Source organism: Legionella birminghamensis (assembly GCF_900452515.1).
Classification (GTDB): Bacteria; Pseudomonadota; Gammaproteobacteria; order Legionellales; family Legionellaceae; genus Legionella_C; species Legionella_C birminghamensis.
On record NZ_UGNW01000001.1, the window covers coordinates 2,834,482 to 2,847,543 of the forward strand.

Genomic DNA, 13,062 nt, shown 5'->3' on the forward strand with positions numbered 1-13,062 from the left:
CATTGCAAACTCAAAGAGTATTTTCGGCCACCAGACATGGGCCCCGCGGTCGCTGCCGCGGGGATTCGGACGGGGAAAATATTTGTGTAGATAGCTATGGGTCGATGCCGCGGGGATTCGAAGGCTGCGCGGCGTGACAGAATTTTGTTTTTAAAAGAGTTATCGTATTATACTAGCCGTTTTCTTTGTTTTGACTTCAATATGACTGAATTACTCAATACCACCATTAGTTTTATTAACAGTACCAAATTGCTCAGTTTTCTTTATGCTGCCGGCTTGATCATAACCGGCTATATTGTTGCCCAGCGTATTAGCAGCCTGACCAACCGTTCTATCATTAAACGTTTTTCCAGACACCATGCCTTATTGATAAGCCGTATTGTCTTCTATGTCATTCTCGGGCTCTTCACTGTGTCCAGCTTACAGCATTTGGGCTTCAAATTAGGCGTACTGCTGGGTGCTGCCGGTATTTTTACCGTCGCAATCAGTTTCGCCTCCCAGACAGCAGCATCCAATTTAATTAGTGGAATTTTTCTATTATTCGAACATCCTTTTAAAGTTGGCGACACCATTGAATTAAAAGGGATTAATGGCGTGGTTGAATCCATTGATTTACTCTCTACCAAATTGCGTACCTCAGACAACAAACTCATCCGCATTCCTAATGAAGTACTCATTAAATCTGAACTTGCCAATCTTAATTATTTTGATACCCGCCGCATTGATTTAATCATTGGGGTGGCTTATCAAAGCAATATTAATCAAGTCAAAACAACGTTGCTGGATATTGCTAACCATTGCCCTCTGGTCCTTAAAGATCCGGCACCTAATGTCAATATTAACAATTTTGCCGATTCAGCGATTCAGCTAAAATTCATGGTATGGGTTGATACAGAGAACCACTCCCTGGTGAAAAACCAGTTACAGGAAATTATCAAAGAAAAATTTGAACTTGAGGGAATCGAAATGCCATTCCCGCAGGTAACCATTCATCGTGTTTAAACTGGGAACTCAAAAATGACTATTGCCCTGCTTGCTACCGGCGATGAGATAATCAATGGAGATACACTGAACAGTAATGCGCATTATCTTGCCCGCTCACTTAGCTCCGAAGGCCTCACTGTTGGCCGGCACATGGCTTGCAGCGATAAGCAGGAAGATATACAGGAGTGCATTCAGTTTTTAGCAAAAGATCATTCCATTCTTATAATAACTGGCGGACTTGGGCCGACCTCAGATGATAGGACACGCTTTGCGCTTGGCCAATTTATGAGAACCACACTGGTTGAGTTTCCCGAGGCTTTTGAACATGTTCGGAACCGTCTTCTCAAAAGTAATCTTGCCTTAACCGGAGGGAATCGGCAGCAGGCTCAGTTCCCTCCCAATGCTATCCTTTTGCCCAACCCACAGGGCACTGCCATGGGCTGTGTTTGCGAATGGGAAGGACAACTGTTTTTCCTGCTGCCTGGCCCGCCCCGTGAATGCTATCCTATGTTTAACGACTATGTGCTACCCAGACTGCAATCGACGGAGCATGAAAACACACGGCTTTTAAAATGGCGCGCTTTTGGAGTAGCGGAAGGTCAGATTGCCCAGCAGATGGACGATGCCCTGCAAGGTATCGACTGTATTACCGGCTATCGTCTTGATACGCCTTATGTAGAATGCAAGGTGCGTTGTAAACCGGAACTAATCATGCAAATCAATGCGATCGTGGAGCCAATCCTCCGCCCGCACCTGATTACCCAGAGCGATAAAAAAGCATCTGAAGAGTTTATTAAAGCACTTGCTGTTCCAGGGGCTGGCATCGTCATTAGCGATCAGGCCACCGGGGGGCATCTGCAAACATTAATCCAAAAACCGGAAAACTGGCAGCGATTACAATTTACGGAAAATCCTCAGGCAGAATTACAATTTCAAATTGAGGGTTTAAACGAATATTGGCAGGAAATCCCAGGCACCGCTACTTCCATACTGACCATTCACTGGCGCAAAGGGGAAGAACGAGGCAGCGAAACCCATTCACTGCCCTATCGCAGCCCCCTGGTGGTGCACCTGGCCGCAGAGTGGCTATGCTTCCGTCTGCTTCATCTCATCAATCAATTGCATGAGTGAATAGCAAAGCTGCTGCGTGCCTTCGCCAGTCATGGCCGATATGCAAAATACCTTATCGGTCCAATTCAAACCGTCAATCACTGCATTGATCGCAGCCTCCCTTTCCACCGGATCGGGCAGCATGTCAATTTTATTAAGCACTAACCAGCGAGGTTTCTGCAGCAAGGCAGGATCATATTCCTTTAACTCATTGATTATTGTTTTTGCCGCTTCAACCGGGTCGCTGTTATCAACAGGAGCCATATCGATGACATGCAATAAGATGCAGGTACGCGATAAATGCCTTAAAAAACGATGACCAAGGCCAGCACCCTCTGCAGCACCTTCAATTAAGCCGGGGATATCAGCCATTACAAAGCTTTTATGCGAAGATACGCTCACTACCGCCAGACTGGGATGCAGAGTAGTAAACGGATAATCAGCAACTTTGGGCCTTGCTGCTGATACAGCGCGGATTAAGGTTGATTTCCCGGCATTGGGAAGACCCAATAGCCCCACATCTGCCAGTACTCTTAACTCAAGCCGCAAATGACGAGACTCACCCGGGGTGCCTGGAGTTGTCTGGCGCGGGGCACGATTAACGCTGCTTTTATAACGCGTGTTTCCCAATCCATGAAAGCCGCCTTGCGCAACCAGCAGGCGTTGGCCTTCAACACTTACATCACCCAGCAATTCATGCGTATCGACGTCGTAAATCAAGGTTCCAACCGGAACAGGAATAATTAAGTCCTCGCCTTTCTTGCCGGTACAGTTTCCGCCCATCCCTGGCTGGCCGTTCTCTGCTTTAAAATGCCTCTGATAGCGAAAATCTACCAGGGTATTCAGACTGGAACTGCCTTCCAGAAAAACACTGCCGCCATCTCCGCCATCTCCGCCATCAGGGCCGCCGCGAGGGACAAATTTCTCACGTCTAAAGCTTAGACAGCCGTGACCGCCATTACCCGCGTCAACTTTAATGAGGGCTTCATCAACAAATTTCATGCTTTCTTACCCGAAAAAAAAAGCCCCTGTAGCGGGGCTTATAAAAGCTGTCATCTGTAAGAACAGATTATGCCTGCTCTTCAATTGCTTTGATATTTACAAACTTACGGTTTTTGTCGCCTTTAACATTGAATACAACATAACCAGTAACCAGAGCATACAGTGTATGATCACGACCACAGCCAACACCAACACCAGCATGGAAACGTGTACCGCGTTGACGAACAAGAATCTCGCCCGCATTCACAAGCTGACCGCCGAAACGTTTTACACCAAGATACTTGGGATTCGAGTCGCGTCCGTTACGCGTACTACCACCCGCTTTCTTATGAGCCATTTCTCTCCCCTCTACTTGCTAATCGCAGTAATTTTAACCTGCGTATAATATTGTCGGTGCCCCATTTTTTTCATATGGTGCTTACGACGTCTGAATTTAATGATTCTAACTTTCTTATGTCGGCCATGATCAAGCACTTCTGCAGTTACAGAGGCATTAGCCACTAAAGGAGCACCACAAGTGACCTTATCGCCGTCTGTCAGCATTAATACTTCGCTAAAGTTAATTTCTTTGCCAACATCTGCGGCCAGCAATTCTAATTTTAACACATCGCCTTCTTTGACACGGTACTGCTTACCGCCGCTCTTAATTACCGCATACATAGCTATTCTCCCACTCGCCACATTGGCTTACACAAGTTCAACAAAGTGGCATATTCTATGAAATTACTGCTCTGACTTCAAGTTGTATTTAAATTATTGTATACTTCCTTGCCCAGCAATTTTAGCATTTTCCCTGGTCGCGGGCAAAATGCCGGGTAAATACAGTAATTTTTTTACATTTTGGAGATTTTTTAATGTCTATTTTATTAGAAGCTGAATCAAGAGCTGATATAGGAAAAGGTGCGAGCCGCCGCCTGCGTCGCCTTGAGAACAAAGTACCTGCCATTCTTTACGGCGGTGACAAAAAGCCTCAAAGCCTTCATTTATTACATAACAAGGTTATCAAAGCACTTGAGCAGGAAAGCATTTACTCTAGTATTTTTGACCTGAAAGTAGATGGCAAAGTTGAGCATGTCATTCTGAAAGACTTACAACGTCATCCCTACAAGCCGATCGTTTTACACATGGATCTGCAACGTGTTTCTGCCAAAGACGTTTTAATTAAACACGTTCCTGTCCATTTCACCAATGAACAGCAATCCAAAGCTGTTAAAGCAGGCGGTATCGTCAACCATACGATGACGCAAGTGGAAGTTCGTTGCCAGGCTAAAGATTTACCTGAATTTATCGAAATCGATTTATCAAACATGGTAATGGACCAGGTTATTCACTTGTCTGATCTGAAATTGCCTAAAGGCGTTCAGCTCACAGTGGATCTCACAGACGGCAGCCATAACCATCCTGTAGTCAGCATTCATGCCCCAAGAGGTGCTGCTGGTGAAGAGGAAGGTGAATCTGAAGAAGCAGCTGAATAGTTTTTATGGGGGAGGCCGTCCGCCTCCCCCACTCATTCCTGATTTCTATGACTATTAAATTAATAATCGGTCTGCGAAACCCCGGATCTGCCTATGCTCTTACCCGGCATAATGCGGGTGCATGGTTCGTGGAAGCCCTGGCGGAACATTCGAATCTAACGTTTAAACCTGAAAAGAAATTACATGCCGAGCTAGCCGCACTGGAGGGTCAGCGTTGCAGGCTGCTCCTTCCTTTGACCTTCATGAACAACAGCGGTCTTCCTGTGCGGGAAGTCAGCCAGTTTTATCGTATAAAACCGGAAGAAATGCTTGTCGTTCACGATGAGCTTGATTTGCCAGCGGGCCGAATCAAGTTAAAATCAGGCGGCGGACATGGCGGACACAATGGCCTGCGCGATATTATTACCCAATTGGGCAGCCAGTCATTCCACCGTTTACGCGTAGGGATAGGCCATCCCGGACATAAGGATCTGGTGCTTAGCTATGTGCTGGGAAAACCGGTTCAGGAGGATCGGCAATCCATCCTGGATGCGATTGAACGTGCGGTTACAGTCGTACCAACTATCATCGATGGCAATCTTGCTGCGGCAATGAATGTTATCAATGGCTAAATCATTTTTTTTTACTCATCAGGCAACCTAGCCTGATCTAATGTGAGGTTACTATGGGATTCAAATGCGGTATTGTCGGCTTGCCGAATGTGGGTAAATCAACATTATTCAATGCCCTGACGAGAGCGGGAATTGAAGCGGCCAACTACCCTTTTTGTACTATAGAACCGAATGTGGGAATTGTTACAGTCCCCGATCCACGTCTTGATGCTTTGAGCGAAATAGTGAAGCCGCAGCAAACAGTTCCAACAACCATGCAATTTGTAGATATAGCGGGCCTTGTAAAAGGGGCTGCCAAAGGCGAAGGCCTTGGAAACCAGTTTCTGGCAAACATTCGCGAAACAGACGCTATTGCCCATGTCGTACGCTGCTTTGATAATTCTGACGTGATTCATGTCGATGGCCGGGTGGATCCTCTGTCTGATATTGAAATCATTAATACTGAACTGGCCCTTGCAGATATGGAGTCAGTCGACAAGGCTCTGATGAAGGCGGCAAAAGGCAGTAAAAGCGGTAATAAAGAAGCGCTATTTGAAAAGCAGACACTTGAAAAAGTAAAAGCCCATCTTGATCAAGGATTGCCCGTAAGAACCCTTACTTTAAGTGCAGAAGAAGAACAGGTCATTAAACGATTATTTCTGCTGACCGCTAAACCTGTTCTATATATTGCCAATGTCAGTGATGAAGGTTACGAGAATAATCCTTATCTTAAGCAGGTCCAGGATTTGGCAGCTCAGGAAAATGCCAAAGTTGTGGCTTTATGTGCTTCCACAGAATCCGACCTGGTCGATTTGGACGATGAAGAACGCCAGGAATACATGAAGGAACTCGGTATTTCCGAGCCCGGCCTTGACCGTGTTATTCGTGCGGGGCATGATTTACTGGGCTTACAAACCTATTTTACCGCCGGCGTTAAGGAAGTTCGTGCCTGGACTGTCGCAAAAGGCGCCACTGCCCCACAGGCAGCCGGTGTCATCCATACAGATTTTGAGAAAGGCTTTATACGTGCCGAAGTCATCGCTTATGAGGATTTTCTTCAATACCGCGGTGAGCAAGGTTCCAAGGAAGCAGGTAAATTGAGATTGGAAGGCAAAGAATATATTGTTCGTGACGGTGATGTGATGCATTTCAGATTTAATGTATAAGTCTCACCCGCCTATTCACCCAATTTGTTATCCATCTACGAGCGCCAGTGATCCTCCCGCTTAGGCGGGATCGTATTCGTATTTTGAAAAAATTAGGCATTATTGAGATAGAAGCTCAAAATAAAGTATTAGATCTCTTATCGATAATATTCCAAAAGTAGTTTGCTAAGACAATTCTAATAACTACTTCCTGATTATCTCACTTATCTCATAAACATTCCGCTCAATACTGTAAAATCCCTTAAAATCATCAGGCACTTCGCTTCGCATAAGCACTGCGTGATGCTCTAGATAGGACTGATAAGCTAAATAGTTCTTCAGGTAGTAATCGACTTTAATCCTTTTCCATTGAGCCGGTCCGCTTTGTATTAAAGTCAGCACCTCCGCCCTCAGAAAGCCTTCAATGCCCAGCAATTTGCCTGCATGGCCATCCAGCCATTTCATGTATTGCTCAAAAATATCAGGATGAACTTCAACACAGATTTCATATTTAATCATTCCAGTGCCTCTTATTGCTGAGAAACTCTCAAAAGTGCGAACAGCCAATCCTCAGCTTTTATCTCAATCGGTTCGGCCTGAGGAGCCGCTGTAACGGCGTAACTTAATTACAGGAGCCCACCAGATTGTTGTTGCTAACCTGACGCGTCAGCAAATAATAATTTATTAATTCAGCAAGGTTTTTCATTCCCAGTTTTCGCATGATATTCGCACGGTGTATTTCCACTGTTGATAGCGCAATATTAAGGGTATAACCAATTTCCTTATTCATTTTCCCATTAATTACATACCCCAGGACTTCTTTTTCACGTGGGGTTAGTTTCATCATATTGTCTTTAAATTGGGTAACATTATTACATAAAGGAATGGCAGCAAATGATTTCTGCACAGCCGCCAATAACTGCTGATTGTTGAAAGGCTTGGGAATAAAATCAAAGGCACCGATTTTCATTGCTCTGACGGCCATTTCAATATCGCCGTGGGCGGTAATGAAAATAACCGGTAATAAATTGTTATTTTGGGTAAGGCTTTCCTGCAATTCCAGCCCACCTATATTGGGAAGTCTTACATCCAGGATGATACAGCCATTTCGGACCTCACCGCGTTTAAATGCCTCCAGAAAGAAATGGGGATCGTTATAGCAAATCACCTCGATCTGAACTGACTCAAACAATGCCATTAGCGCCCGGCTGATTGAAAGATCATCTTCCACCAGATAAACACAGAAATTTGAATTATGCATTGATTTAACTTCCTGAATAATCAATTATTGCGTATCTTAAATAGAATAGAACTGCTTGACAATTCATTTTTACCCTTGCACCAGGACAGCTAGATAGCAATTGCGGCAAAGCAGTTCAGTATACGGTCCACATCGTTTATCAAATCTGCAAACTGGTTTATTATTGAAGACTATTAATGAACAGCGAAACCCTTGAATCGTTACCCAATGTGCATCAACTGATGCACTGTCTGCATCAGTTGACTACTCAGAATGCCGATAAGGAAAATCTGTATGATTTACTGAAAGAAAATCTTCGCATGATCATCCATGTGTTCAGGCTGTCATATGCCCAGATTTATTTGGAAAATACAGATACTTCTCCGGTTATCATTGAACAGGGAACCAGAATTAACGCCAATTCCGCCCTCATTTTTCAACAATGCCAAACAGCTGAGAAATTAAGCAACTGCTTTTATATTATTGACTCAAGCACCCGGCATGCCGAGGTCAAACACTTTCTTATGATTCCTGTTTCTACCTCCACCAAAACTGCAGCAGGCAACCTCCTCATCGATTGGCCCCATCCTGATAAACCCGGCGAAATAACAATTTACGGCCTGGAATTGATTGCCTCACATATTGGTAATGTATTGCAGCAATGCGAAATTAAATGCCTCTCAAGCCTTTATAAAACCACTTCAACGGAGGAGAACTATGCCAGGAAATTATTTATGGCAGTTCTTTCCCATGATCTTCGCTCACCGCTTACTGCAATTTTAACTTGGGCGCAATTATTAAAAACCACATCATTCTCTTCCGATAAATTATTGACCGGCCTTAATCTCATTGAGGAAAGTGCACTGCGGCAGAATAAAATTATTGATTATTTGATTCATATTTCTGAAGTGCTATTAAATAAAACACCGATGGAGTTTGAATTTACCGATGTGAACTCCATTCTAAATAAGTCACTACAGTCACTGAACCCCCTTGCAAAAAACAAAAATATAGTGACGAACAAATCCCTGCACCCTCACCCGCTCATCATTCGGGCAGACTCTTTTCGAATTAAGCAGGTCTTTAGCAATCTACTTGCCAATGCGATTAAATTCAGCATGGAAGAGGGAAAACTGTTGATTAAAACCCATCATCTGGTTTTAAATAAAAAAAGCTATGCACAAATTATTTTTGAAGATGAAGGCATTGGGATGAAGAAGGAACAGCTTGCCAAAATTCTTTCACTATTCAATGAAAAAGACAGTATCAAAGCGAAAGAAGGTATGGGAATTGGCCTTGCACTTTCCGCTTATCTGGTCAAATTGCATAGCGGATTTATGGAAGCCCATAGCAAAGGTGAAAATAAAGGCGCAATTTTTCAGGTTATGCTTCCCCTGGTTTAATGTTTATAGTGGTTAACCATTAGCCTAAAGATTAAAACCTCTATTTTTAGAAGAATAAGAACAGGTTATCGTTTTCAGTTCTTCTTTAACTCAAAGTATTTTTGGAGAGTAGAATGACTGAACGATTAACAGGTAAAGTAAAATGGTTTGATCCAAAAAAAGGCTTTGGATTTATCCAGGCTGAAGGACAGGATTATTTTGTTCATTTTCGCAATATTCAGGCAACTGGATTCAGAACACTTTCAGAAGGTGCGGAAGTGAGTTTTTCTCCCTGTAAAGAAGCGAAAGGATTGAAAGCCTGTGAAGTTGAAATAATAAACAGTACACCTATTTAAAATTGCAGTTAAGAACTTAGACATTTGTTAGAGACAAGGAGAGCTCTGGTAAAATGGAAATTCTGAACTTACAAATTTTGCGCGGCCCTAATTATTGGTCAAATACGCACACTCGGCTGATGGTGATCAAGCTGGACTTGCTCCACTATGAAACTCATCAGAGTAATTCGATTCAGGGATTTACTCAGGCATTGGAAAGGCTGCTTCCCTCTCTCGCCACACACCCTTGTACCGATAATGGCGCAGGGGGATTTCTGAAACGGCTCCAGGAGGGAGCCCCTTTAAGTTATGTCATTGAGCATCTTGCCCAGGAATTGCAATGTCTGGTTGGGATGAAATGTAGTTTCGGCAGAACTCGCGCCTTAGGAAAAAAAGGCATCTATCAAATTGTTTTTAGTTATGAGATTGAACAAGCGGGTTACTATGCGGCGAAAACTGCAATATCAATTGTTGAATGCCTAGCCTTGGGAAAACCATATCTTTCTTTGGAAAAAGACTTACAACACCTGAAAGAAATTATAGCTGCTGAGCAACCAGGACCAAGCACCCTGTCAATCCTGAAAGAAGCCGAGAAAAGAAATATTCCTTATTACCATCTTAATGAGGAATCGCTTATCAGACTGGGGCAAGGCGCTAACCAAAGGCTTCTTTCTGCGACAATTACCTCACAAACCAGTAGTATTGGCGTAGACAATGCCTGTGATAAGGAAAGAACCAAAGAGATTCTCGCCTCACAATTGATTCCAGTGCCTCAAGGATGCATTGTCAGAAACCAGCAGGCATTGGATAAAGCGATTGACAGAATTGGTTTTCCCTGTGTCATTAAACCAATCGATGGCAACCATGGCCGCGGCATAACCACTAATATCAACAGCCTGGAAAAAGCGTACGAGGCCTTTGATTCCGCGAAAAAATTGTCAAGCTCAGTCATAGTCGAAAAATATATTACAGGGCAGGACTTCCGGTTTCTGGTCATTAATTATAAGTTAATAGCGGTTGCCAAGCGCGTCCCGGCAATGATTGTGGGAACTGGCAATCATACGGTAGAGGAACTTATTGCCAAGGTAAATCAAGATCCTCATCGCGGTGAACACCACGAAAACTACCTTACTACTATTAAAATTGATCAGCATACGCTATCTCTTCTGACTGAGCAGGGATTTTCCCTGAACTGCATTGTTCCTTCAGGGCAAATACTGTATTTAAAACAGACTGCAAATATCAGCACTGGCGGCACTTCGATTGACGTGACAGCCCAGATCCACCCCTATAATGTTTTTCTGGCAGAGCGGATTGCCCGCCTCATGCATCTCGATATTTGTGGAATTGATGTCATTGCTGAGGATATTCGTTTACCGCTTAATGAAACCAAGGGCGCTGTACTCGAGGTGAATGCCGCCCCCGGGCTGCGCATGCATCTTTGTCCGGATAAAGGCATCGCCAGAAATGTGGCTGCCCCTATTATTGATATGCTCTATCCCAATAATCAACCATCTCGCATTCCGATAATTGCCGCGACGGGTTTGAAATTCAACCGAGCTCTAATCAGGCTGATATCTGCGCTCGCTTGCGAATACGGTTATTCAGCAGGTTCAACCTCTGCAGAAGGCACTTATATTGGGCGGCACAAAATCCCACATAAACAGGATAGTGCATTTAGGCAGATTAATATGGTGTTAAGAGATCCCATTGTCGATTTTGGCGTCTTTGAGTGTAGTGCGGAAGATATCCTTGAGCATGGATTAGCTTTTGATCACTGCAATATCGGCATTGTAATGAATGTTAACGAGGTGGCTCCTGAAACAAGTGATCCCCTTTATTCAAAGGATTTAGTGCATGTCAAGGAAGTGATACTCCGCAGTGTGACGCAGCAAGGGTACTGTATATTAAATGCCGATGTGGATCTGGTATATGGCATGCGTACGGTGGCCAATTGCAATCTGGCATTATTCAGCCTGCGTGCCAATAACCCCAGAATCATCGAACATTGCCAAAAAAATGGCCTGGCAGCTTTTGTTGATCATCAGCATTTACTAGTCTGCAAGGGAGAAAAAATATATTGCCGTATAGCGTTGGCCGGGTTGTCAGCTATGATGGAGATACAGTCCAGCATGGTGCAGAACCTGCTGGCCGCAATTCTTGCTTGTGCATGCTGTGGATTGGATTTGGATTATATTGGCGAGAAGGTCGCTAAAATACTGGAAGTAATGCAGAAGCGTTCTTCAACACTGGAAGTCGCATGACCCTTGATGCGCTACGCGCATCAAGGTGGTTAATGGGTCAGCGCCAGTAAATCCGCCAAATCATTCGCATGATCTTCCTCTTCCTCCAGAATGACTTCCAGCATTCGGCGAGTGGTGGGATCTGCCTGTCCAAACCAAGCAATCAACTTGCGATAAACCATAATTGCAATGCGTTCCGCAACCAGATCCTCTTCAATCATCCCGCGCAAATCGTTGCTGGTACCAAACTCTGTTGCTGAGCGCGCAATGATATTAGCCGGGTGAAAATCAGGATCACCACCCAGCTGATTAATACGCTCTGCAATCATCAGCATATGCTGCTCTTCCTGCTGGGCATGCTCTTCGAACTCCGCAGCCACTTGAATATAATCAATGCCTTTTGCAATTATCTGATGATGACGATAACGCAGAACGCATAAAATCTCGGTCGCCAGAGCATCATTCAACAACTTGCAGGCCTGTGTTAAATCCAGCGGGTAATCACAGGTCACTGCCCCATCCTGGAGGCTATTTTTTGCGTCGGCTCTTATTTCCTGAAGATTATAGGGAATGGTTTCATGTCCTTTTTCTTTCATCATCCATCCTTGTTTGAGAAGCTTTATAAAACATTATAGACAATTTTTATTCATAAAGATTGAATACTAGGGCTAACCCTTAATCAATTCTGTAAAGTCCACTATTTATCAAGCGAAATAAACAGGAGATGATAATTAATGGTCTAAAATAAGGAATTTTAATATGACAGATAAAATTAAAGGGACGGTTAAATGGTTTAATGCGAAAAAAGGCTATGGATTTATCATTGCCAATAACGAGGATTATTTTGTTCATTTCCGCGAAATCCAATGCAGTGGTTTTCGGACGTTACTGGAAGGTTCCGAAGTTACATTTATAGCGCAGGAAAGCGATAAAGGTCCTCAAGCACTGAACGTTGAACCGCTGAACAATCAAGCTGCCAATTAAATAGACCCTTGTTCGACACCCCAGATAATCACCAACATTGAGTACTCCCCGCAGGCGCGGGGAATACCAGCATTTATTAATAGCTTGTGCCAGTGGAGCTGCCACTTCCTGTGCCAGTACTGTTAGTGTTAGTGTTGGTGTTGGTATCAGTATTGGTGCCAGGATTGGTAGTTCCTGTGCCTGTGCCAGTTGAATCGGTACCAGTACCTGTTCCAGTATTGGTTGAGTCCGTGCCATTAGTGCCTGTACCAGTTGAGCCAGTGCCGCTAGTCCCCGTATTCGTTGAGTCCATGCTGCTGCCGCTGGTACCTGTTCCAGTGTCAGTGTTGGTCGTGCTCGTTGCATTAGTATCCGTTCCGGTGGACGTTGTGGAATCGGTACCACCCGTTGTATTGGCCTGTAAAGAAAATGCCATAGTAGCGAGTAAAAAAGCGATTGTCCTTTTCATAGTTTATCTCCTTATGAAAACTTTAAAAGTAACCTGATATCTAATGAGTAGTGAAAATAACGAGTGTCTCAGGGCGAGCTGTCTTCCCCGAACGATGTAACATTTCTCAGTTTAGTACAAAATT

16 protein-coding genes are annotated in these 13,062 nt (G+C 44.0%); 9 read left to right on the forward strand and 7 right to left on the reverse strand.

Annotated features, from left to right (window positions below):
• Window positions 1–201 precede the first annotated feature (201 nt).
• The gene (locus DYH42_RS12030) at window positions 202–1,002 is read left to right on the forward strand and encodes a mechanosensitive ion channel family protein (protein ID WP_058522919.1); all 801 of its coding nucleotides are present in this window, start codon (window positions 202–204) and stop codon (window positions 1,000–1,002) included.
• 15 nt (window positions 1,003–1,017) lie between these two features.
• Window positions 1,018–2,115: a competence/damage-inducible protein A gene (locus DYH42_RS12035; RefSeq protein ID WP_058522896.1), complete on the forward strand. Its 1,098-nt coding sequence runs from the start codon at window positions 1,018–1,020 to the stop codon at window positions 2,113–2,115.
• Here DYH42_RS12035 and cgtA read toward each other — a convergent pair.
• The 3 genes from cgtA to rplU all read right to left on the reverse strand — a co-directional run bounded on the left by cgtA (window position 2,071) and on the right by rplU (window position 3,756).
• Complete coding sequence (gene cgtA, locus DYH42_RS12040; protein WP_058522897.1) at window positions 2,071–3,096, reverse strand: Obg family GTPase CgtA; 1,026 nt, start codon at window positions 3,094–3,096, stop codon at window positions 2,071–2,073. The genes DYH42_RS12035 and cgtA overlap by 45 nt on opposite strands.
• 67 nt (window positions 3,097–3,163) lie before the next feature.
• Window positions 3,164–3,433, reverse strand: coding sequence for a 50S ribosomal protein L27 (gene rpmA / locus DYH42_RS12045; protein ID WP_058522898.1), 270 nt, complete (start codon window positions 3,431–3,433; stop codon window positions 3,164–3,166).
• An 11-nt stretch (window positions 3,434–3,444) separates the two neighbouring features.
• Window positions 3,445–3,756 (reverse strand): 50S ribosomal protein L21, encoded by a 312-nt coding sequence (rplU, locus tag DYH42_RS12050; RefSeq protein WP_058522899.1) that lies wholly within the window; start codon window positions 3,754–3,756, stop codon window positions 3,445–3,447.
• 194 nt (window positions 3,757–3,950) lie between these two features.
• Here rplU and DYH42_RS12055 point away from each other — a divergent pair, with 194 nt between their 5' ends.
• Genes DYH42_RS12055 through ychF form a run of 3 tightly spaced genes read left to right on the forward strand, consistent with a single transcriptional unit; the run spans window position 3,951 to window position 6,327 of the window.
• Entirely contained in the window at window positions 3,951–4,571 is a 621-nt protein-coding gene (locus DYH42_RS12055; protein ID WP_058522900.1) for a 50S ribosomal protein L25/general stress protein Ctc, read from the forward strand.
• A 47-nt stretch (window positions 4,572–4,618) separates the two neighbouring features.
• A complete protein-coding gene (gene pth, locus DYH42_RS12060; RefSeq protein WP_058522920.1) occupies window positions 4,619–5,182 on the forward strand; it encodes an aminoacyl-tRNA hydrolase in 564 nt (187 codons plus the stop codon).
• A gap of 53 nt (window positions 5,183–5,235) precedes the next feature.
• On the forward strand, window positions 5,236–6,327 hold the full coding sequence (gene ychF, locus DYH42_RS12065; RefSeq protein ID WP_058522901.1) for a redox-regulated ATPase YchF: 1,092 nt from the start codon (window positions 5,236–5,238) through the stop codon (window positions 6,325–6,327).
• A 183-nt stretch (window positions 6,328–6,510) separates the two neighbouring features.
• Here the strand turns inward: ychF and DYH42_RS12075 are convergent, their stop codons facing one another.
• Both DYH42_RS12075 and DYH42_RS12080 read right to left on the reverse strand, forming a co-directional pair.
• A complete protein-coding gene (locus tag DYH42_RS12075) occupies window positions 6,511–6,825 on the reverse strand; it encodes a DUF4286 family protein (RefSeq protein WP_058522902.1) in 315 nt (104 codons plus the stop codon).
• 103 nt (window positions 6,826–6,928) lie between these two features.
• The gene (locus DYH42_RS12080) at window positions 6,929–7,567 is read right to left on the reverse strand and encodes a response regulator transcription factor (RefSeq protein ID WP_058522903.1); all 639 of its coding nucleotides are present in this window, start codon (window positions 7,565–7,567) and stop codon (window positions 6,929–6,931) included.
• 176 nt (window positions 7,568–7,743) lie between these two features.
• On the opposite strand from DYH42_RS12080, the gene DYH42_RS12085 reads away from it, so the two are divergent.
• The 3 genes from DYH42_RS12085 to DYH42_RS12095 all read left to right on the forward strand — a co-directional run bounded on the left by DYH42_RS12085 (window position 7,744) and on the right by DYH42_RS12095 (window position 11,527).
• Complete coding sequence (locus tag DYH42_RS12085; RefSeq protein WP_058522904.1) at window positions 7,744–8,949, forward strand: sensor histidine kinase; 1,206 nt, start codon at window positions 7,744–7,746, stop codon at window positions 8,947–8,949.
• 113 nt (window positions 8,950–9,062) lie between these two features.
• Entirely contained in the window at window positions 9,063–9,284 is a 222-nt protein-coding gene (locus tag DYH42_RS12090) for a cold-shock protein (RefSeq protein ID WP_058522905.1), read from the forward strand.
• 53 nt (window positions 9,285–9,337) lie between these two features.
• Entirely contained in the window at window positions 9,338–11,527 is a 2,190-nt protein-coding gene (locus DYH42_RS12095) for a cyanophycin synthetase family protein (protein WP_058522906.1), read from the forward strand.
• 29 nt (window positions 11,528–11,556) lie between these two features.
• Here DYH42_RS12095 and DYH42_RS12100 read toward each other — a convergent pair whose 3' ends face one another.
• A complete protein-coding gene (locus tag DYH42_RS12100) occupies window positions 11,557–12,105 on the reverse strand; it encodes a ferritin-like domain-containing protein (protein WP_083503071.1) in 549 nt (182 codons plus the stop codon).
• A gap of 160 nt (window positions 12,106–12,265) precedes the next feature.
• Between DYH42_RS12100 and DYH42_RS12105 the strand changes: the two genes are divergently transcribed.
• Window positions 12,266–12,490 carry a cold-shock protein gene (locus DYH42_RS12105; RefSeq protein WP_058522908.1) on the forward strand — a complete coding sequence of 75 codons (225 nt, stop codon included), beginning with the start codon at window positions 12,266–12,268 and terminating at the stop codon, window positions 12,488–12,490.
• A gap of 76 nt (window positions 12,491–12,566) precedes the next feature.
• Here DYH42_RS12105 and DYH42_RS16625 read toward each other — a convergent pair whose 3' ends face one another.
• Window positions 12,567–12,938: a hypothetical protein gene (locus tag DYH42_RS16625; protein WP_058522909.1), complete on the reverse strand. Its 372-nt coding sequence runs from the start codon at window positions 12,936–12,938 to the stop codon at window positions 12,567–12,569.
• Window positions 12,939–13,062: the final 124 nt, after the last annotated feature.